At 51.7% G+C, this 21,626-nt stretch carries 19 protein-coding genes; 6 read left to right on the top strand and 13 right to left on the bottom strand.

Annotated features, from left to right (window positions below; translation table 11 throughout):
* Window positions 1-58 precede the first annotated feature (58 nt).
* From ACYVJM_RS12095 to ACYVJM_RS12110, 4 genes are all read left to right on the top strand, one after another.
* Window positions 59-1,672: a DHA2 family efflux MFS transporter permease subunit gene (locus ACYVJM_RS12095; RefSeq protein ID WP_461148482.1), complete on the top strand. Its 1,614-nt coding sequence runs from the start codon at window positions 59-61 to the stop codon at window positions 1,670-1,672.
* A gap of 69 nt (window positions 1,673-1,741) precedes the next feature.
* A complete protein-coding gene (locus ACYVJM_RS12100) occupies window positions 1,742-3,076 on the top strand; it encodes a TolC family protein (protein WP_461148483.1) in 1,335 nt (444 codons plus the stop codon).
* Between the two features lie 99 nt (window positions 3,077-3,175).
* Window positions 3,176-3,409 carry an acyl carrier protein gene (locus ACYVJM_RS12105; RefSeq protein WP_461148484.1) on the top strand — a complete coding sequence of 78 codons (234 nt, stop codon included), beginning with the start codon at window positions 3,176-3,178 and terminating at the stop codon, window positions 3,407-3,409.
* Window positions 3,410-3,563: 154 nt separating this feature from the next.
* Window positions 3,564-3,872 carry a plasmid stabilization protein gene (locus ACYVJM_RS12110; RefSeq protein WP_461148485.1) on the top strand — a complete coding sequence of 103 codons (309 nt, stop codon included), beginning with the start codon at window positions 3,564-3,566 and terminating at the stop codon, window positions 3,870-3,872.
* A 69-nt stretch (window positions 3,873-3,941) separates the two neighbouring features.
* On the opposite strand, the gene ACYVJM_RS12115 is transcribed toward ACYVJM_RS12110, so the two are convergent.
* The 5 genes from ACYVJM_RS12115 to ACYVJM_RS12135 all read right to left on the bottom strand — a co-directional run bounded on the left by ACYVJM_RS12115 (window position 3,942) and on the right by ACYVJM_RS12135 (window position 10,268).
* Window positions 3,942-4,652: a 2-phosphosulfolactate phosphatase gene (locus ACYVJM_RS12115; protein WP_461148486.1), complete on the bottom strand. Its 711-nt coding sequence runs from the start codon at window positions 4,650-4,652 to the stop codon at window positions 3,942-3,944.
* Between the two features lie 88 nt (window positions 4,653-4,740).
* Entirely contained in the window at window positions 4,741-5,832 is a 1,092-nt protein-coding gene (gene gcvT / locus ACYVJM_RS12120) for a glycine cleavage system aminomethyltransferase GcvT (RefSeq protein WP_461148487.1), read from the bottom strand.
* A gap of 204 nt (window positions 5,833-6,036) precedes the next feature.
* Entirely contained in the window at window positions 6,037-7,491 is a 1,455-nt protein-coding gene (locus ACYVJM_RS12125; protein ID WP_461148488.1) for a TonB family protein, read from the bottom strand.
* A 70-nt stretch (window positions 7,492-7,561) separates the two neighbouring features.
* Window positions 7,562-8,203 carry a deoxyribose-phosphate aldolase gene (locus tag ACYVJM_RS12130; RefSeq protein ID WP_461148489.1) on the bottom strand — a complete coding sequence of 214 codons (642 nt, stop codon included), beginning with the start codon at window positions 8,201-8,203 and terminating at the stop codon, window positions 7,562-7,564.
* 97 nt (window positions 8,204-8,300) lie between these two features.
* The gene (locus ACYVJM_RS12135; RefSeq protein ID WP_461148490.1) at window positions 8,301-10,268 is read right to left on the bottom strand and encodes a pseudouridine synthase; all 1,968 of its coding nucleotides are present in this window, start codon (window positions 10,266-10,268) and stop codon (window positions 8,301-8,303) included.
* A gap of 275 nt (window positions 10,269-10,543) precedes the next feature.
* On the opposite strand from ACYVJM_RS12135, the gene ACYVJM_RS12140 reads away from it, so the two are divergent.
* A complete protein-coding gene (locus tag ACYVJM_RS12140; protein WP_461148491.1) occupies window positions 10,544-12,514 on the top strand; it encodes an acetoacetate--CoA ligase in 1,971 nt (656 codons plus the stop codon).
* A 46-nt stretch (window positions 12,515-12,560) separates the two neighbouring features.
* Here the strand turns inward: ACYVJM_RS12140 and ACYVJM_RS12145 are convergent, their stop codons facing one another.
* From ACYVJM_RS12145 to ACYVJM_RS12165, 5 genes are all read right to left on the bottom strand, one after another.
* Entirely contained in the window at window positions 12,561-13,112 is a 552-nt protein-coding gene (locus ACYVJM_RS12145) for an RNA polymerase sigma factor (RefSeq protein WP_461148492.1), read from the bottom strand.
* A 212-nt stretch (window positions 13,113-13,324) separates the two neighbouring features.
* Window positions 13,325-15,775: a 3-hydroxyacyl-CoA dehydrogenase/enoyl-CoA hydratase family protein gene (locus ACYVJM_RS12150; RefSeq protein WP_461148493.1), complete on the bottom strand. Its 2,451-nt coding sequence runs from the start codon at window positions 15,773-15,775 to the stop codon at window positions 13,325-13,327.
* Between the two features lie 10 nt (window positions 15,776-15,785).
* Entirely contained in the window at window positions 15,786-16,268 is a 483-nt protein-coding gene (locus ACYVJM_RS12155; protein WP_461148494.1) for a DUF6036 family nucleotidyltransferase, read from the bottom strand.
* A gap of 122 nt (window positions 16,269-16,390) precedes the next feature.
* On the bottom strand, window positions 16,391-16,861 hold the full coding sequence (locus ACYVJM_RS12160) for a MarR family winged helix-turn-helix transcriptional regulator (protein WP_461148495.1): 471 nt from the start codon (window positions 16,859-16,861) through the stop codon (window positions 16,391-16,393).
* A gap of 84 nt (window positions 16,862-16,945) precedes the next feature.
* Window positions 16,946-18,199 (bottom strand): TlpA family protein disulfide reductase, encoded by a 1,254-nt coding sequence (locus ACYVJM_RS12165; protein ID WP_461148496.1) that lies wholly within the window; start codon window positions 18,197-18,199, stop codon window positions 16,946-16,948.
* 129 nt (window positions 18,200-18,328) lie between these two features.
* Here ACYVJM_RS12165 and rsmH point away from each other — a divergent pair, with 129 nt between their 5' ends.
* Window positions 18,329-19,234, top strand: coding sequence for a 16S rRNA (cytosine(1402)-N(4))-methyltransferase RsmH (gene rsmH, locus ACYVJM_RS12170; protein WP_461148497.1), 906 nt, complete (start codon window positions 18,329-18,331; stop codon window positions 19,232-19,234).
* A gap of 25 nt (window positions 19,235-19,259) precedes the next feature.
* On the opposite strand, the gene ACYVJM_RS12175 is transcribed toward rsmH, so the two are convergent.
* The 3 genes from ACYVJM_RS12175 to ACYVJM_RS12185 all read right to left on the bottom strand — a co-directional run bounded on the left by ACYVJM_RS12175 (window position 19,260) and on the right by ACYVJM_RS12185 (window position 21,606).
* A complete protein-coding gene (locus ACYVJM_RS12175) occupies window positions 19,260-19,859 on the bottom strand; it encodes a hypothetical protein (RefSeq protein ID WP_461148498.1) in 600 nt (199 codons plus the stop codon).
* 95 nt (window positions 19,860-19,954) lie between these two features.
* Window positions 19,955-20,452, bottom strand: a complete 498-nt coding sequence (locus ACYVJM_RS12180; RefSeq protein ID WP_461148499.1) for a hypothetical protein — start codon at window positions 20,450-20,452, stop codon at window positions 19,955-19,957.
* Window positions 20,453-20,718: 266 nt separating this feature from the next.
* Window positions 20,719-21,606 carry an FKBP-type peptidyl-prolyl cis-trans isomerase gene (locus ACYVJM_RS12185; protein ID WP_461148500.1) on the bottom strand — a complete coding sequence of 296 codons (888 nt, stop codon included), beginning with the start codon at window positions 21,604-21,606 and terminating at the stop codon, window positions 20,719-20,721.
* Window positions 21,607-21,626 lie beyond the last annotated feature (20 nt).

Here is a 21,626-nt window from a genome sequence, read left to right on the forward strand (position 1 = left end):
TTTCCCTTATTTTCCGCCAACTCCCTTTTATCTCCTTCCTCTCATCCTCCCCTTTATTATGGCAACTCAACCATTGGCCCTTCCGAGGCAAACGGCAATGCCCACTGGCTTCAAAAAGTGGATTATTGTCGTAACCGCTATTTCGGCAGCCATCATTGAACTAATTGATACCTCCATCGTGAACGTCGGCCTGACCGACATTGCGGGGAACCTGGGCGTTACGGTCGAAGATGTATCGTGGGTGGTAACGGCCTATGCCATCGCCAACGTCATTGTTATTCCGATGACGGGCTTTTTGCAGCGGTATTTTGGTCGAAAAAATTACTATATCGGGTCCATTATTCTCTTTACCATAGCCTCTTACGGCTGCGGATTTGCCGATAGTTTATGGACCCTGGTCGCTTTCCGCTTTTTACAGGGCATTGGCGGTGGCGCGTTGCTGTCTACTTCGCAAGGGTTGATGTTCGATGCTTTTCCGCCATCACAACGCCCGCTCGCATCGGCACTTTTCGGGATGGGTATTGTCCTCGGCCCGACGCTCGGCCCAACCCTCGGCGGGTTTATCATCGACAATTACCACTGGAGCTGGATGTTTTACATCAACGTGCCCATCGGCATTGCGGCTGTTTTGCTGAGTGTTGCGTTTATCGATAAGAAAGAAGACGAACTGGCCATTGACCGAAAATCCATTCATATCGACCAGATGGGCATTCTCCTGCTGGCCGTTGGTATCGGCAGTCTGCAATACGTACTGGAACGGGGCGAAGCCGACGACTGGTTCGACAGCAACGTGATCATGTGGCTGGCGGTGGCGGCTGCGGTAGCGATTCCGGCGTTTATTCTGTGGGAACTCAAGGGCACGAAAGAGCCGGTAGTGGACCTCCGAACGTTCAAGAATCGAAACCTGGCCATTGGCTCCATTCTAATGGTGGTAATTGGCTACGGCCTCTTTACTTCGGTCCTGCTCTACCCGCTTTTTGCCCAGCGTATTGTTGGGTTAACCGCTACCCAAACGGGTAAGCTTCTCATTCCGGGCGGCATAGTCACCTTGCCGATGTTCGCCATTGTTGGGCGGTTACTGGCCAAAGGAACATCGCCAAGAACGCTCGTTGCGGTGGGCTACGTTGCATTCGCTTCGTTCTGCTTCATCATGGCCACCTATAACATGGATGCCTCGAACGGCGATTTTATTACGGCGCTGATCATTCGGGGAATCGGGCTGGCCTTCGTAAACGTGCCACTCATCAACCAGTCGGTAGCAACGCTGGAACCCCGGCAGTTACCAACCGGCATTGCCATTGTCAACATGATGCGTCAGGTGGGTGGTGCCTTTGGGGTAGCCATCACAAATACCTACGTTACCCAACGCACAGCGGTACATCGGGGCGACCTGGTATCAAACCTGCAGCCGGGCGAAATGCTCACGATGGAGCGACTTAACGCCATCACGCAGGGATTAATTGCCAAAGGTGTTAACTCCTTCGATGCGGTGACGGGCGCTTACAAAAACATGGACCTGATCATTTCCCGGCAGGCCCTGATGGTCTCTTACCTGGATACGTTCCGGCTGGCGGGTCTATTCTTTGTGATCTCGTTCCCGCTGTTGTTCCTCCTAAAAACTAAAAAAATGGACGCGGCCGCTGCCAAAGCGGTTGCCGATGCTGCTCACTGATTCAGGCTTCCGTTTGCTGGCTTTCATGTGTTTGAAAGACGACGAATGGAAACCCTAACATCTTCAACCATGATTCACAGACTTTACACAGTAACGGTTCTACTACTCACCGCAGGGGCCGTTACGGCACAAACCCCGTCGGTGCAGTTACCCGACGACCTGCGGGCGCTGGTTCAGCAGGCAAATACCAACTACCCCAGCCTTAAACAACAGCAGCAGCTTATTCAGGCGGGTGATCTGCGGGCCGATATTGCCCGGACAGCCCTCCGGCCTAACGTAAACGGTACGGCGTCTTACCAGTATTTAACTCCCGTTGCACAGGCGACGCTACCGGTGGATGGCGTAAATCGAACCATTCAGTTTCAGCCCAACCACAACGTGAATGCTTCTGTTGGCGTTGGCCAAACCATTTACGACTGGGGCCGTACCAATGCAGCAGTTCAACAGGCCGCCGATAATGTGCAGGTGCTCCGGCGGGGTTTGGAAATTACACAGCAAACACTGGCTTATCAGGTGGCTGCGGCCTACTACGGCGTTGGGTTTCTGCAACGGAGCTTGTCGGTGCAGGATTCCGTTATTCAGACCGCCGGTGCCAACGTACGACTCCTGACGACACGGCTGCAAAATGGCGATGCGCTGGAATATGATGTACTGACCCAACAGGTGCGGGTAAAAACGGCACAGAACCGGAAAATCGAAATCCAGAATCAGTTGGAGCGGCAACTGGCTTTTCTAACCTATCTGACCGGCAATCCAACTCCCGACGTAAGCCGGGCAATGACCCAGTTCAGCCTGGAAGCCACGGGGGGCCGTATAGCTACACAACCGCTTATGCTGGCCGAAGGTCAAACCCAGCTGGCGGGCAATAAAGATGTGCAGCTGGCGCAGGATCGGGTTCGGCAGGCCGAAACGGACATACTGGTTTCGGACTTATCCGGTCGACCGAACCTCAGCTTCTCGGGTTCGGCAGGTTACCGGAACGGGTATCTGCCGGAGATCAATACTCCTCGTTTTAACATAGCTGCGGGTGTGTCGCTTACCGTTCCTATCTATGCGGGCAAGCGGTATCAATTACAAAACCAGGCGGCTCAGCTAAATCTGAACGCCAGCCGCTATGCCGTGGAAAACGCCAATGCACAGGTGAAACAAAGCATTGCCCAACTCAACGCCGACATTCGGAGCAATCAATCCCGCCTTACCAACCTCGAAACGCAGGTGTTGCAGGCACAAAAAGCGCTTCAGATTGCCAACGCCCGGTTGAGAAACGGGGTCATCACCAACGTGGAATTACAAAGTGCGGAAACGGGGGTGGAAGAAGCGGAACTGGGTCGATTAAATTTCCAATACCAGCTCATGCTCAATCAGCTCGAACTGAAAAGGCTGCTCGGAGAGCCCTTACTGTAGGGTTAAAATTTGTTAATCCCTTCCGTTGGCACATACTAAATCGGATTAAAAAGGATTCTATAAATAAACAGGCAGGTTGACCATGTAACTAGCGTAGCCATGAGAAAGCGAGTAATTGACATTCTGAAGGAGTTCGGAGTACCCGAATCAGCCATTACGGACCAAACCCATTTTTCACGCGATTTAGGGATGGATAGTCTCGACAGCGTTGACTTGATCATGCAACTGGAGCGGGAGTTTGGTATTCGTATTCCGGATGAAGATTACCATAAGCTAACGACCATGCACGATGTTTTAACCTACCTCGAAGCCGAACAGGCAACAACCGCCTGATATTGTCGAATTCTATAAAAGTATATTTCAGCGGGAAAGGTGACCAATCGGTCATTTTTCCCGCTGATTTTTTTGCGGCTAAAACACAATGAAATGGTGCGGGTTGTACTGGCTATATCCTAAAAGCACATGTTGAATAAAATCAATTAAAGCTATGCCACGAGGAGATAAATCGGCTTATACGGATAAGCAGAAGCGCCAGGCCGAACACATTGAAGAAAGCTACGAAAAACGCGGGGTTCCCGAAGAAGAAGCTGAAAGCCGGGCCTGGGCCACGGTAAACAAGGTATCGGGCGGAGGAAAGAAAAGCGGTTCCGGACGCGGACATGCCGAAAACAAAGAACCCGAAAAGAAAGGCGGTCGAAAAGGAGGAGCCGCATCGGCATCGCGCACGCCGGAAGAGCGGTCGGCATCCGCAAAAAAAGCGGCCGCTACCCGGAAGAGGAATGCGGCCGCTAGTTGATAGTTGATTAGTTATTGGTTGTTAGGCTATTGGTTGGACATCATCAATAACTTAACAACCAGTAACCAATTAAACCTGCATACTCACCAGCGCGTTGCCCCGCAAAACCGGAACAACGTCGTATAGATCGTGTTGGAGGCAATAGGTGATATCTTTCTGAATGCCCAGCCGCTGCAACCGCCGGATGTGCGATGAATTAGCCAGATAGCTTGGCAGGTTGTCTTTCCCCTGGCAGTAGAGCCGCCAAGACATGATGGCGCTGTCTTCGGCCATGGCGTAGCTGTCTTTCAGCCGATCGACCAGCGCCCCGGCAAAAAGGGTATCCTCCATGTTAACGCGCCCTTTCCAGCCTGCGCACAACACCATGACATCGTACCGCTCACTTTTCAGAAAGCGGGCAATGGCATCCAGATTTAGAAACGATCCCACGAGTACCTTCACCGCCGACCGCGATTTGGTAATGGCCAGGGTTCCGTTGGTGGTTGTCATGGCGACGTTGGCTCCCCGAATCTGTTCGTTCATATACGTGAATGGTGAGTTGTCCAGTTCGAACCCATCCACTTTCTGGGCATTACGTTCGGCAGCGGCCAGATACCCCCGTTCCTGCCAGTCGCGACATTCATCGATGGTAGCCACCGGAATAATGCTGTTTACGCCGTAGGCGAAGGCCGTCACCATGCATGATGTGGCGCGGAATACATCCGCCACCACAACAATTGTGTTCTCAACGGTGTGTAGATGTAATAATTCGGGGGTTAAGCAAACGTCAATTTGTTTCATTATGGTTAAATGTGGTGTCGGTTTCTCAAAACCGACACTTATGTACAAACTAGTGTCGGTTTTGAGAAACCGACACCACACATACCTGTTATTTTTTCACGAAAGGAGGTTTAACGACCTGGGCTTTCAGCAGCCGGTCGCGCACTTTAACGAAGATTTCCGTTCCCGGTTTGCTGAACGCCGTCTGGATATAGCCCAGACCAACCCCTTTGCCAAGCGTGGGCGACTGCGTGCCGGATGTTACCTCGCCGATAGCGTTACCATCGGCATCGGTGAGTTCATAATGGCCGCGGGGAACGCCCCGGTCAAGAAGTTCGAAGCCAACCAGCTTACGCGGCACACCCTGTTGTTTCTGTGCTTTCAGCACATCGGCATCAATGAAATCATGGGTAAATTTTGTTACCCAACCCAGACCCGCTTCTATGGGCGAGGTCTCGTCGGTGATGTCATTGCCGTACAGGTTGTAGCCCATTTCAAGGCGGAGCGTGTCGCGGGCACCCAAGCCAATGGGTTTGATACCAAATGGCCCGGCGGCTTCCATGATGGCGTTCCAGACACCCTCGGCCTGGTGATTCGACACGTAAATCTCGAAACCACCCGCCCCTGTATAGCCCGTTGCCGATACAATGACGTTGGCATAACCGGCAAAATCGGTTTTCTCAAACGTATAATAATCCATCGACTCCAGATCGGCCGGGGTCAGCGACTGTAACGCTTGAGCGGCCAGGGGTCCCTGAACGGCAAACAGACACATATCGTCGGATACATTCACCATCGTAAGGTCGTACTCGGATGCATACTGGCTAATCCAGTTCCAGTCTTTTTCGATGTTCGATGCATTCACGACAAGCATGTATTCGGTAGCACTGATCCGATACACCAGCAGATCATCGACAATACCGCCCCGACCATTGGGCAGGTAGCTGTACTGCACTTTACCATCGAACAGAATACTGGCGTCGTTAGCCGACACCCGCTGAATGAGATCGAGCGCACCCTCCCCTTTGAGGATGAATTCGCCCATATGCGAGACATCGAACATACCAACGGCGTTCCGAACGGTATTGTGTTCATCGAGATCGGAGGAGTAGCGAACGGGCATCTCGAAACCCGCAAACGGCACGATCTTCGCACCTAGCTGCTGATGAATATGATGAAGGGGAACTTGCTTAAGCGACATTTGCGCAGGGGTTATCCGGCAAATTTACAAATGTATCTACGGCTTTCAACCTGTATCGTTCTCTTAAACGCTGTTTGACAGAATTTTCCTGTTGCCAAAAAGGGTGGTACCGGGTCCTCAAACCCGACAGACTCGCGTCAGCCAATGTGTCGGGTCTGAGGACCCGACACCACAGCATTCTCTTACATGACCTAGTTAGCAACTCTATTGAAGCGTAAAATTGATGGGCAAGTTATACTTCACCCGAATGGGCTTTCCACGCAGATAGCCAGGGTGCCACTGGCCATTCATGGCCTTTACAACCCGCAGTGCTTCTTCATCTGCACCGTAGCCCACTCCTTTCAACACGGTGGCATCGACAATACTGCCATCCGCGTTGATCACAAACGTGATAAAAACCCGCCCCTGTACTCTGGCTCGCTGGGCATCGGCGGGGTAACGCAGATTCGCGGCCAGAAACTGCCCCAGCGCAGACATCCCGCCCTTGTACTCAGGCTGTTTCTGAACCTCCTTGTAGGATAACACCGTACCGTCGGCCTGCCGTGCCTTCCCCGTTTGACAGACCCCTTTTTCGTACTTCTCCTCGTACGAATAGGAGCCATCAGCATATTGACCTTTCCAGATACCCTCCTTGAATCCGTTTTCGTACTGGCCTTCTTCAACAAGCGTGATGAGCTTTGTCGAGTCAGTGGGTAAGGGTATCTGGATTTGGTAAACAGCCCGACCAGCACCATCCTTTACCAGTTGCCGGCCCGTATCTTCCCAATAAGCCAGTACATGATCGGGCGGGGTGGGCACATTTATTTTTTGTTTGACACTGGATTGAATTTGCCGGATCTGCCCGTTTGTGTACCAGGAGGTTGTTACGTATCTATCGTCAAACTCCTCGATTTTTTCGGCAATCAGCCCGTTCGGGTGGTAGACCAGTTCGGTACCCGACCGCTTCCCGTCCTGAAAATAGGTTTGCCGAAGGAGGGCTCCTTTATCATCAACAGTAACCAGCAAACCATTCCATTGAATGATACCGTTCTGATAACCAATCAGGTAGCCACTTTTACCCGATGCGCCCCGAACGCCATTTTCTTTCCGTATCAGGGGCATCCGGGTTTCCTCTTTCCAAGCTTTCCCCCTGACCTTGTAGAGCACGATATCCCCGCTGGGTATGCCTAGTGAGTCGGTGGGTACAATTTGTTTGAACTGCGCCTTACTGCTATCGGCAACCATTTTATCCTCTCCATCGAAGTAGCTGACCCGTGCGCCATTTTGATAGACGAAGGGTGGATTTGGCTTGAATGTTACCGGAATGTTCACGTACTGCCGAACGGGTTTTCCACCTTTGTAGCCGGGTTTCCAGGCGTTGAAAAGGGCGAACACGCGCACCGCTTCCCGGTCATAATCGGGTCGAAATGCATTGACAACTTTCACGTCGGAGATACGGCCGTCGGGTTCAACGATACCCGTTACAACAACACGTCCGCCAATGCCCTGGGCTTCTGCAGCGATTGGTTTACGGAGGTTCGACTGAAGAAATGTAGTCAGATACGGCATACCGCCACGGGGTTCGGCGGCACTATCTGCTTCAAAAGCCTGATAAATAGTCGTTTGAGCAAATAACGAAACGGTACAAAGAAGAAAGAAGAGAGTAGCGCGGAATTTCATAACGTAACGAAAAGATGAATCGTCCGTAATATATAAAAAGCGCGCAAAGCACCCAAAAGCGGCCAGGCAATTACAAATCCAGACGCCGGGCCGACAGCCGCTCTACGCCAGCCGCCACTAAAGCTTCCAGTTGTGGTTCCGTGGCCCCATCGGCCACGATCTTAACGCCAACCGATTTGGGAACGAATTGACGAAACTGCAAAGCGGCTTCGAGAGAAAAGCTTTCAGGTAGGGCACCTGTAGCATTTTTGATAAAATCGGCTCCGGTATCCGTTGCGGTCCTGATCATCTTCTCTTTTTGATCAGGGTCCAGCAGGGAGCTTTCCATAATAACTGTAAAAAGCTTTTCCTGCGCATGAACCAGCGCAACCAGTTTAGCCAACTCGATCTTGAGCCAGACCGAGGTAGAGGAGAACAGGGCCGATGTATTCAGGACAACTTCTATTTCGGTAGCACCATCCCGCAAGGCCCACTCAATTTCGGTTTGTTTGGCCTCGGTACGCTGGTAGCCGAATGGAAATCCAATTACAGTCGACAGCACGGCCGGATGCGTATCGCCCATCTCCCGCCGAAACTTCTTCACCCAGAACGGTGCCACGGTGAGCCCAGCCATACCCAGTTGCGTTACTTCATCGAGCGCGTCGTATTGCTCATTGATGGTCACGCCCGGATGCAGCAGCGTTCGCTCTATGTAAGGGAAGAGATGGTTCATATTTATAAAGAGCGAACGAGTGAATGAGTGAAAGAGCGGTCAATACTATGTCAGTAATACGCTCTTTCACTCATTCACTCGTTCGCTCTTTGAGTATTTACGAATTTAGATACTTTAGTTTCACAACCTCTTTCGGGTCGAGGAAGCGCCACTTGCCGCGGGGCAACTCTTTCTTAGTCAAACCAGCGTAAGTCGTGCGGTCGAGCTTCGTTACTTCGTATCCGAAGCTTTCAAAAATACGACGTACGATGCGGTTGCGTCCCGAGTGAATTTCGATACCAACCACATAGCCGTCTGGCGTAACAACACTTATAGCGTCGGGTTTGATGGGGCCATCTTCCAGTTCGATACCTTTTTTAATGGCCTCGAAATGCTCATCCGTAATGGGTTTGTCTAACTCAACCTGGTAAATTTTACGAATGTTGTTCGATGGATGTGTCAGCTTATCGGCCAATTCGCCGTCGTTGGTAATCAACAGCAAACCAGTGGTGTTTCGGTCAAGGCGCCCTACGGGATACATCCGGAATTTACCGGCGTCGGCTACCAGTTCCATCACGGTTTTCCGATCTTCAGGATCTTCGGTCGTGGTGATGTAATCTTTTGGTTTATTGAGCAGCACATACACGAAGCGTTCGGGGTTCAGAACTTTGGTGCCGTATTTAACGGTGTCGCCTTCTTTTACCTTGTACCCCATTTCGGTCACGACTTTTCCGTTTACCGAAATATCGCCGTGGGCAATGAGTTCGTCGGCTTCCCGGCGGGAACATACACCTGAGTTGGCAATGAATCGATTCAAACGGGTTGTTCCCGGTCCATCATTGGCAGGTGTACGCTGTCCTTTTTCCGAATCGGTATCCTGACTACGACGCCGATCATCGGGACGAGGCCGTTTGGCAGATTGGTTGGCCCGTACCTGCTCCAGGTTGTAATCCGGTGCTTTCGTAAAGGTACCCGTGCGTCGGTCACCGGACTCTTTACGCTGACGACCGGTGAAACCCGTTTCTTCGGTACGGTCGCCCCGCCGGTTAGGCGTACGCCGGTCTTCACCGCGACGATCTTCACCACCAAAATTATTGCGCTCATCAGCTTCCCGACTGAAACCACCTACCCGTTTGAACGCGGGCTTTTCGGGTCGGCTAAATCCACCCGGACTTTTACGCTCACGCGGAAAACGCGCCGGGCCATCATTTCCTGATTCACGGTTGGTATCACGAGGGGCATCGGTCCGGTTGAAGCGTGGACGCTCCGAATCCCGGTTGAACGAAGGTCGGTCGTCGCGCTTGGGCCGGTCATTGTCCGAACGGTCATTGCTTCGGCTTCTGTCGCTGTTAAAACGAGGGGAATCGGTATCGCGACGAGGGCGCTCCGGACGGTCGTCCCGATTTGAGCGCGCCGATGAATCGGGGCGCGGTCCGGCTCCGGCGGGTCGGTACGTACGCTCATCGCGGTTAAAACGCGGCCGGTCGCCATCGGCAGGCCGGTTGAATTTTGGACGGTCATCCCGGTCATTGTCCCGGTTGAAGCGTGGACGCTCCGAATCCCGGCCAGATGAAGAACGGTCATTATCCCGGCTGAAACGCGGACGTTCAGAATCGCGGTTGAAAGAAGGTCGGTCGTTTGAATTGCGGTCAAAACGGGGTTTACCGGCTTGATCACTGTTACGGTCATTAGTACGCGGTCCGTCGTTACGCGGTCCGTCGTTACGCGGTCCGTCGTTACGGGAAGGTCGGCCGGTATCGCGGGAACCCCGGAAATTGCCACCTCTCGGTCCGTCGTTGCGCGGTCCGTCGTTACGCGGTCCGTCGTTACGCGGTCCGTCGTTACGGTCATCGCGGTTGAAACGGGGGCGGTCCGAATCGGCAGACCGGTTAAATTTTGGCCGGTCGTTCCGGTCGTTGTCCCGACTAAAACGGGGGCGATCGGAATCCCGGTTAGGGCGTGACCCGCTTGTGCCACTGTTGCGGACGTCATCCCGACGGCCGAAGGAACGACCGCTCTGCCGGTTCGAATCACCATCACGGCTTGGGCCGGTGTTTCGGTCGTTCTGTTCTGAATCTTGATTCATGGAAAAATACAGTAAATCTGGTATTTTTATAATTAATCTGACTGATAATCAGCGCACCTTTTTTAATAAAATACAAATGGGGTGCAAAGTTAGGGCTTTTCAGGATAACCTGACTATATCCCTTTTGTTGCAACGCTTTTTATACTAAAAACAATCCGCAGAACCCATTCCACGTTAGTCAATACCGAGCTATCGGTACAATTGCCGACGTATATCGATAGTAGCGCACCACTACCTCCTTTTCTACCATCAATTGCTACCATATCATTACCCCTATGCCCCGACCAACCGTAACCCCACTCTACACGCCCGACCGCACTACAATTGAGCAAAGCCTGCTGAAGCGCTACATGAACTGGCTCTTCGTGAAGAAAGGCCTGTACTTTCGGGACTACGACGATTTGTGGGATTGGTCCGTTACTGACCTGGAAGATTTCTGGGAAAGTATCTGGCAGTTTTTCGATGTCCAGAGCCACACGCCCTATCATCAGGTGGTTTTCAGGCCCAGTCAGCAGGATATGATTGGAGTGAGCTGGTTTTCGGAGTCAACGCTCAATTACGCTGAACATATTTTCCGTCACCGCAATCCCCAGCGACCGGCAATTCTTTATTCGTCGGAACGCCAACCCGCCGTACAAAGTATAGCTTGGGACTCGCTGGAACGACAGGTAGCCGCTGTGGCTGCTCACCTCCGTAATCAGCAGATCGGTGTTGGCGACCGGGTGGTAGCCGTTCTGCCAAACGGCCCCGAAGCCATTATTGCCTTTCTGGCAACCAATGCCATTGGCGCCGTGTGGTCGAGCTGCTCGCCCGATTTTGGTACGTCCAGCATCGTTGACCGCTTTCAGCAGATCGAGCCAAAAATTCTGATCGTTGCCGATGGCTATTCGTACAATGGCCGACAGATCGACAAGACCGATATAGCGCGCGAGCTTCGCGATGAGCTGCCAACCCTTCAGCAGGTCATCTGGGTGCCTTATCTGGACACCAGCAGCCAGCTTGAGGGCACTATCTCCTGGCTTGATGTGCTGGAAACGTCGGCTCCCGACGGACTGATATTTGAGCCCGTTCCTTTCGCGCATCCTATCTGGGTATTGTATTCATCGGGCACAACGGGTAAGCCCAAAGCCATTACACACAGCGTAGGCGGCTGTCTTCTCGAACACCTTAAAGCCCTGGGGCTGCATCAGGACGTTCGACCGGGAGAGCGCTATTTCTGGTACTCCACCACCGGCTGGATGATGTGGAATTATGCCCTCGGGTCAATGCTGGTTGGGGCAACGCTGGTGCTGCACGACGGAGCTGCGGGCTTTCCCAACCTAAACGTCCTCTGGAAACTGGCCGATGACGCGAAAGTCACTCATTTTGGCGGAGGAGCCGCTTACTATCTGGCCTGCTTACGGGCGGGCCTCAATCCGATTGATACCGTAAAATTAACGCACCTCCGAACGATTGGCTCTACGGGTTCTCCCCTTCCACCGGAAGGCTTCCGGTGGATTTACGAATCCGTTAAACCTAAAGTCTGGCTGATTTCGCTCAGTGGCGGCACCGATGTATGCAGTGGCTTTGTAGGCGGCAATCCGCTGCTACCCGTTTACGAAGGTGAAATTCAGTGCCGCTTGCTGGGCTGTAAAGTAGAGGCTTTCGACGAAAATGCGAAACCTGTCCGGGGGGAGTTGGGCGAAATGGTCATTTTAGAACCCATGCCCTCCATGCCGGTCTATTTCTGGAACGACCCCAAAAACGATCGTTACCGCAAGAGTTACTTTGACGAATACCCCGGCATCTGGCGGCATGGCGACTACATCCGGATTACTGAACGGAATGGCGTGATCATTTATGGCCGCTCTGATGCAACCCTCAATCGGGATGGTGTTCGAATTGGCACCAGCGAGATTTATAGTGCGGTAGAGAGTATTCCTGAAATTATGGATAGCCTGATAGTTGGCCTGGAACAGCCCGGCGGACAGTATTTTATGCCGCTGTTTGTGGTACTGCGCGACGGTGTTACACTGACGAATGAGCTGACAACCCGCATTAAAGATACATTACGGCGTCAGTTTAGCCCTCGTCACGTGCCGGATGCTGTTTATTCCATAGCCGACATTCCGTACACCATTAGTGGAAAGAAACTGGAAACACCCATCAAGAAAATCCTGTCCGGCATGGATGTTTCGCTGGCAACCAGCAAAGATACCCTCCGCAACCCGGCGGCACTGGCTCATTTTATCAACTTCACAAGATAAAACCCGTTTCGACTACTCCCCTGCCTTATTCAACCGCAAGCAACTTTTAAGCTGCATACAGTTTGCCATATAGTTTGTAGATCTTATCCCGACTCCGCTTAAGCCGCATTTTTACGGTGCTTTCTTTCAGGTCAAACAGTTCACTGATAGCTGTGATGCTCATGCCATCTTCGTATTTGAGCCGTAGGAGGGCCTGTTCGCTTTCAGACAGCGACTCCATAGCCCGATTTACCAGATGAAGCGTCTCCTCATGCAGGAGCTCTTCTTTTACTTCAGGAATATTGTAATTGGCATGGTCCTCGATATCCGTCATCTGGAGCCGTCTTGCCAGGCGAATCTGGTCGGAGCAGTAATTATATGAGATCGAATAAAGCCAGGTAGAAAAACTCGACCGTTCCTGAAAGGCGTCCAGTTTGTTAAATACTTTCAAAAAGATATCGTGGGTAAAGTCTTCCGCTTTCAAAGGGTCTTTAGTCATGGACAAACATCGTCTGTAGACTTTGTTCACGTACCGCTTGTAAAGAGCCTCAAAACAGTGCGCAGGCTGACTCGGCAGATACCGTCGAATCATCTCTTCATCACTTAAAGGAGTACTCATTGGTGGTGTATAAAGGTTAGGGTGCTGTTTAGATTTTTACTCTTCTGTCTACAAGATAAGTAAAGACTCCCATATACGGTTTCCAGGTGCTGATAGAAACATATCTAATGGTACACATCTGAAACTTGAATCAAGCTCATAACGAAGAAGCCAGCAAAGGCAAAGAGTGTGACCCTTTGCCTTTGCTGGCTTCTTCGTTGATTGAAAAAACGTTAGTTCCGCAGCGGTTTACCACCAGTTAGCAGGCTCTGGATACGCTCCAGCGTTTTCTTCTCACCCGTGAGCGAGAGGAACGCTTCCCGCTCCAGATCCAATAAATACTGCTCCGAAACGACCTGTGGTGCACTCAGGTCGCCCCCGCAAATGACGTAAGCCAGTTTATCGGCAATTTTCATGTCATGGTCCGAAATATAGCGTCCCATCCGCATGGCTGTCAAGCCAGCCTTGAACAAAGCAATTCCGGTTTTCCCCTGCACCTTAATATCTGCGCGGGGTTTAGGCTGCGTGTAGCCGTTGTCAGCCAGTTCAATAGCGGCCTGTTTGGCTTCGGCCAGCAGTCGGCTCCGGTTGAGCACAATCTGATCGGTCGGGCGGAGGTAATTCATCTCGCGGGCTTCCTGGGCCGATGTAGATACCTTGGCCGTAGCTATGTTCATAAACACGTTTTGCAGGATGTTCAGCTCAGGATCGCCCGATTGATACAGATCCGACGCACGAGCGGCCATCTCTTTGGTACCACCACCCGCCGGAATCAGGCCAACGCCCACTTCTACCAGGCCAATGTAGCTTTCGGCATGCGCCACAGCACGATCGGCGTGCAGCACGGCTTCGCAACCGCCCCCAAGGGTGAGCGTGTGCGGAGCAACCACCACCGGAATGGATGAGTAACGCAGCCGGGTAATGAGTTTCTGGAACTGGGCAATCATCAGGTTTACCTCGTCGAACTCCTGCTCAACGGCAAACATAAATAACGTTGCCAGGTTAGCTCCGGCTGAGAACGCTTCGGCTGAGTCATTGCCGACAACAAGTCCGCGGAAATCTTTTTCGGCCAGCGAAATCCCCTTGTTGAGCGCTTCCGAAACACCCTGCCCAAAGGTGTTCATCTTGCTTCGGAACTCAACGTTCAGAATGCCGTCGCCAATGTCGTAGATGGCGGCATCCGCGTTTTTCCAGACAACCTTGTTACTGGGTCCGTCGCCACGGAGGTTTTCCAGAATCGTAAAGGCTTCGGCACCAGGAATGGCCTTGTAGCTTTTCGTCGGAATGTCGTAATAGGTACGCTTGCCCCCTTCTACTTTATAGAAGCTATCGAAGCCGGCATCGAGCATGTCATACACCCACTGGGCAGGCTTCTTCCCCTGGGCTTCAATCATATCGAGACCGTTTTTCACACCGATGGCATCCCATGTCTCGAATAAACCCAACTGCCAGCCGAAACCAGCTGTAATGGCGGCATCGATGCGGTACAGTTCATCGGAGATTTCAGGGATGCGATGCGTGGCATACTGGAATCCATCGGCAAAGGTTTTGCGGTAAAACTCACCGGCATTGTCTTTACCAGCCACCAGCACCGGAAAGCGTTTCTTAAGGTTGTCAATTGCCTTGGTACTCTCCAGCGTAGCGAATTTTACCTTCTGCGACGGCTTATACTCGAACGTTTTGAGGTCGAGTGCCAGAATCTGGGTCTGGCCTTTCTCGTCTTTTGTCTTCTTATAATAGCCCTGACCGGTTTTATCGCCAAGCCATTTGTTCTCCATCAGTTTCTGCACCGAAGCGGGCAACTCAAAACTCGCCCGCGATTCGTCGTGCTCCATCTTAACCAGATTTCCGGCTACGTTGACGGTCGTATCCAGCCCCACCACATCCGACAGCCGGAACGTTCCCGATTTGGGTCGTCCAACAACCGGACCAGTAAGCTTATCTACTTCCTCAACCGTCAGTCCCAGTTCTTCGGCTACGCGAATGGTCTGGATAAGGGACTGTATCCCGAGCCGGTTGGCAATGAAGCCGGGGGTATCTTTGCACAATACAGTCGTTTTACCGAGGTACAGATCACCGTAGTTCATCAGGAAATCAATAACGGCCGGATCAGTGTCGGGGCCGGGTATGATCTCAAGCAAGCGCAGGTAGCGGGGCGGGTTAAAAAAGTGCGTTCCGCAGAAGTTACGGCGAAAATCCTCACTCCGCCCTTCGGCCAGCAGATGCATGGGGATACCCGACGTATTCGAGGTGATGAGCGTCCCCGGCTTGCGAAACTGTTCAACGCGTTCGTAAACCGACCGCTTGATATCCAGTCGCTCCACAACGACCTCAATAACCCAATCGTAGGCAGCAATTTCTTTGAGGTTATCGTCGAAGTTACCCAGCTTGACCCGTTCCGCAAATTTCGGGCTGTATAAAGAGGCCGGGCTGGCTTTCAGCATCGTCTGGAAGGCATCGTTGACAATCCGGTTACGTACCGCCGGGCTGTCGGTTGTCAATCCTTTTGCCTGTTCGGCCGCGCTGGGTTCTTTGGGGACAATGTCCAGCAGTAAAACATCGGCTCCAATGTTGGCGAAATGAGCCGCAATTCGCGAACCCATAATGCCTGAGCCCAGCACGGCAACGCGCCGTATGGTTCTATTTTTCGTATGGGCTTTGGGTTTTTCTAAGGTAGCTTCCATGGGTTTTGTTTTACTCGGCGTTCCTATCTTTTTTGATTTTAATTAACTCATCAACATCCGTCAAATCCTTTGGGCGACCGGTTGCCAGCTTCTCTGTTATCAGGTCGTTCAACTGAATAACTTTAAATGGCACTTCGTCAAATACTATATCAATTGCGCGCTCGTAACAGGCATTGAAATCAACCTCGCGAAACGCCTTTAACTGATACCTCATATCTAATGTAAATCCGTATTTCCCAACGGCAACAGATGTCCACCCGAAGATCAATGGTACATCAATTAGGTAGTCTGCACCGATCACATTGTTCTCTTTGAGGGCTAAAATCAGATTCGACTTCGTTTCCGCATCTGATTTTAGCCACAAATCCATGTCTTGAGTGGTTCGAACATGGCCATGTACAACACCAGCCATGCCCCCTACCAATAAAAACTGAACCTTATACCTGTTCAAACTAATCAACAGAGACAAGACATCATCATCGGCAATGTTCATTGGTTTCGGTGGATTCTTTGGGTTAGCATGATACAGTTTAGACGCCAGGCTCATAAGCCGTGTGAACGCCTTTAGTCGGTTCTCGGCGAGGTTATCGAGCGTAGTGTCCATCGTATCTATCGTTACTCCAGAGACAACTCTTCCGGCTCGGTGGCTTTGATTTTGATGTTCTCTTCTTCCACCATTTTGTTAATTTCCTTCATTACGTCGAAAAAGACGACGAGTTTATCGAGTGGGATTTTCTCACGAATCATGTTGTTGAACTGGATAACGCCATCGCGGGCCATCTCCCGTTTTGCCTTTCCTTCGTCGGTGAGATAAATCCGTACGAAGCGTTTATCATTTCCGTCCACCTCCCGCCGAATCAACCCCCGTTCTTCTAGGCTCTTAAGCATCCGAACCAGTGATCGAGGCTCCATACCCAACAAGGGGCCAATTTTAGTAGCTGGCGTACCTTCCTCCAGATCGACATTCAGCAACACATAACCAATCGCCATAGTAATGCCGAACCGGGAAGCATAGGCGTTGTACATGCGTGAAATGGCATGCCAACCCCACTTTATGTGAAAATCAACCGTTTTCTCCTTCTTCATAACTGGTGTCGTCTGCAACTTATGAGCGTAAATCTACTATTTTTTTTCAAAATAGTATGCGTGCATACTAAATGTCTGCTCGGATTACTCTGCCAGCAGTTTATCAACCAGTCGCGTGAACTCTTCTACGTACTGATCGTAGTATTTGCCCGTACCGGGGCCGGAGAAACCGGTGTGTATGTGCCGTACCTGCCCTTTTTTATCAATAAAGATGGTGGTGGGAAAGGCGACCACGGCGCTTAAATCCGGTAAGGCTTTAGAGGCTTGCACTTTGTCGTTCGTACCGGCCAGTACGACAGGGTAGTCGATCTGGAATCGCTGCTTCATCCGCTCGATCTTGGGCCCGGACTCGCTCATTTCCGGCGACCGCTCAAAGGCCAGACCAACGATCTCGACACCACGCTGTTTGTTGCGCTTGTACCAGGGGCTCAGGAAGTTGGTTTCATCCATGCAGTTTGGGCACCAGGACCCCATGATCTGCACAATGGTCACTTTATTTTTAAAGCGGGGGTCGGTTGTCGATATGGTTTTGCCACCCGGCTCAGGAAAGGCAAAATTGAGGGTTTTGGCACCCGGCTTCAGATACGTCAATTTAGCCGGGTCAGGAAGATCGGCCTTGGGATCGAAACGAGCCACCCAGGATTCATAACCTGATACGCCCGCCCAGTGCCCGCCCGTAAGGGTTTTGGTAGCCGGGTCGTGTTTCGCTTTGAACAGGTAAATATGCGAGCCATCGAAACAGGACAGAAACAAACTGTCGCCCACTACATTGCCGTCGAGGTAGCGGTAGTCGCCGGTGGGGGTCAGGAACGTACCGGCCAGGTGATTGCCCTTCTGATCAAACACGCCTACTGCATTCACCGTATCCACTTTACCACTTTTACTGCCGAAGTCTGTGGCCCACTTCCCCGTTAAATTGGTAGCAGCCGATTTATCCTCGGGCACAAACCGATACGTCACGCCATGCTGGGCACTAAAGGGCAGTGTTTGCACCTGTTGGGCAGTTCGACGCCGACGCCATACACCCCGTAGCTGATTACCGTCTATCTTTGCAACTAATTCTGACTCAAACAGGGCCATCGGGATGCGAATGGAATCATCCTGAACGGTAGCGGGGTCCATTTTTAGCCGTTCGTTACCGTTGATCGCAAAGACCGTGTAGGATTTGGCGTCGGCGGCTGCTGGCTGAATATCCAGGCCAAACGGCAAGTCGCCCCCTTTCGTTTTCAGGACGGCCCGATACATACCGGGTTTAACGGTGGCGGGAGCTGACTGGCTGGAGCAGGCCGATGGCAGAAGCAGCAACGTAACGGCTGCTGTAGAAAGAAGATGTTTCATAGTGTTTACTAAATTCAGGATGCAGGCTGTAGCTGATAGGCAAGTATACGTACTAAATGGTACAAGTAGGGTCTACTGGCTGAGTGTCAACGTCCAAAATAACGACTGCTAACGGCGGTTAGTTTCTGAATGGCTAATTACCACGAACCCGTTTTATTACAGGCCTGTATCGATGGGCTGAACCTACAACCCGACGGTACTTACGTCGACATTACCTTTGGCGGTGGCGGACACAGCCGGGAAATTCTGAACCAGTTGGAAGGGGGCAAGCTTTTTGGGTTCGACCAGGACGCCGACGCCCGCGCCAACGCCCAGGCCATTGGCGACCCCCGGCTTACGTTTGTGGCGTCAAACTTCCGTAATGTAAAGCGCTACCTGCGGCTCTACAAAGCGGAACAGGTAGACGGCATTCTGGCTGACCTCGGCATCTCGTCGCACCAGATCGACACCCCCGAACGCGGGTTTTCGACCCGTTTCGACGCTGACCTCGATATGCGGATGAACCAGAACGCTGATAAAACAGCCCGGCAGGTTATCAATGAGTACCCGGAGGCCGAGTTGCATCGGATTTTGGGCATGTACGGCGAGATCACCAACGCCCGAACGGCAGCTGCAGCGCTGGTATCGGCACGCTCCAACCGGCCCCTCAAAACGGTCAACGACCTGAAGGCCGCTCTGCAACGGTATGCTCCACGGGGGAAGGAGAACAAATACTTTGCGCAGGTTTTCCAGGCACTGCGTATTGAAGTGAACGAGGAGCTACAGGCGCTGGAGGAGTTTCTGGAGCAGGTGCCGGATATTCTCAAACCCGGCGGCAGGCTGGTTGTTATGTCGTATCACTCCCTCGAAGACCGGCTCGTGAAGAACTTCATCAACAAAGGTAAATTTCAGGGGGAAGTAGAGAAAGACCTGTTCGGCAATGACCTCAAACCGCTGCAATCCATCACGCGTAAACCCATTGAAGCCACACCCGAAGAAACAGCCCGTAACCCCCGCGCCCGCAGCGCCAAACTCCGGATTGCCGAGAAGCTGTAAGCGGAAACTTGGCAGTTTAAAAGCACTACAGCTGCTTTATGAACTTAACGTGTGTCAATCCTATCGATGAGACTTGACCTGTTCCTCGCCAATGCATTACGGATGAATCGGATGGAGCTGCCAGCGTAAAGTCGGTATGAAAGAAGCCCAATTTTTTAAACAAAACGGCTTCAGCTTCCGGCTTAAAATTACCAGGGAGGAAGTTCCAAAGTTTAATTACTCCATTACGGGTACCGGTCACTTCGTCTGGCATGACCAGGCTAATATAAACCGGATACGATCTGCCACCGTAGTCAAGCGTGCCCTCCAGTTCCGTGTAACTGGATGACGGCCAGCCCTGTGTTAGTCGATTTGTCGTTGGCGCAGGTTGGATTGTCAGGGTAGCCAGATCGCGCAATACGGTATCTTTGGAAATAGCCAGCTCTGTCTGATACGGGTTAAACTGGCGCGGCTCAATAGTTGATTCCTGTATACGCCATTTACCCACGAGCTGATTTACTTCGTTTGTAAGTAAAGCCCTGGTAGCCTGTTCTTCATGAACAACAGGAGTTGCTTGCTGGTCGGGCTTGCATTGACAGAAACATAGCGTACTTAGTACGATAATGGTGAAAAGAGATGTTCTCATAAAAGTCGGAAGATGACTGGATGACGGAGCAATATAACTTCGACCTGTATACCCTGTAGCTGCTGATTCATGTGTTGAGTGACTAATTTGTTGCTTTAGTTAGCGTAAGGGACTGTGATGGTATCGGTTTCGATTTCGTTGCTGATATTCAACGCCCGGTCCCGAACCTGAATCCGGTATTTGACCCGGTAGTTCGTGGACGTTCTACCATATTGATAAATCTTCCACAGGTCGAGGCTGCCCTCAATGGGACCGGTTTTTCCTTCGCGGGCCAATCGGGGAAATAGCATGAATCTATCTTCTGTATTGGCCAGTTCTCTAAACTGGTTGTTCTCCAGGCGAAACGTCCGAATCCGGTAGTTACCCCACCCACCGGCTTGCATATACCGATCCTCCTCAGCGCTGCTAATCGGCATGTCGTTTCCCAGATCGCCATCGCCATCTTTGAAGCCAATCGTAATCACCAGCGAATCGCGCCGTTGCTGACCTACGCCGGTTCCCGCTTCCAAGGTGTACTTACTAAATCCTTTAAACTCAATTTGCGGGACGTTCGAATAGTCAGGCTCGTTGAAACAAGCAGTAACTGTAGCCACAAGCGCCCCCAATAGGGCACAACGACTTACGACCAATCTGAGGTTATGCAACGGCTTCATGTGCGTTGAGTTATCTTAACAATACCTAACTGAAACACCTTCAGGCTACGTATGTTTAGGTTTCAGATAGAGACCCTCCCATGCACCGGAAGGTTGTAAATAGACACTGGTTTTTCAGCGTAATCAGGCTTTTACTGCCATTGCACAAAAAAAGAGTCGGATAGGCGCGCTGGCCTACCCGACTCTCTCTAAAAAAATGACCGTAGTTACTGAACCGACACCAGTTCAATATCGAAGCGCATGGGTGCGTACGGCGGGATAACCGACCGGCCTGTGGCGCCATAACCTATCTTAGATGGCATGATGATCGTTGCCTTCTCCCCTACTTTAAGTTTAGCTAACCCTTCATCAAAACCGGCAACAGACTGGCCCAGCGTAAACCCAACGGTACCCGTGCCCGTGCTGTCAAAAGCCGATGAGGAGCGCAGGAGCGTTCCCCGGTATCGCACATTAAGGGTTTGATTGCCCAACGGAGTTGCACCGCTGCTGTTACTTACCGTTTTAATAAACCGCAGGCCACTTACCGTTACCTCCGTAGGCGTCAGTTTGTTAGCGGTCATGTATTCGTTTATCTGTTGGTCCTCAGTGCGTACTCGTTTCAGGGTTACGTTCAGCCGAACCGGCGTGTTGGGCGGAATAGCGCCATCCAAACTTCCCGATGAACCAAATGCATAATCAGACGGCAACAGGATAGCCCCCTGATCGCCCTCCCGCATACGGAACAGACCTTCCGTCAAACCCGGATTTGTAGCTACCAGATAGGCATAGCTGGACTTGGTGGCATAGGTCGAATCAACGAATTTATCGGATACGGCAGTGCCGCTACCCCGAACCAGTGTGTATAGTGTGTAATTGAACTCAGCTTCCTGTCCATTAGCAGGGCTCACGGTGGATGCTCCGGCTTTGGTCAGCGCATAATACACGCCAGTAGCGGTCATCGACCCATTAAGTCCTTTACTGGTCGCATAATTCTGAATAGTTGCCTTATCAGCTTCAAAAATATCACCTCCGCTGGTATCAACATTTTCTTTCTGACAGGCAGTCAACCCGCCAGCCAGCAATAAACCAAAAATCAGTAGTCGAGAGTTAGGCATGTAAATAAAAGGTAAAGACG

This window comes from Spirosoma pulveris (assembly GCF_054781875.1).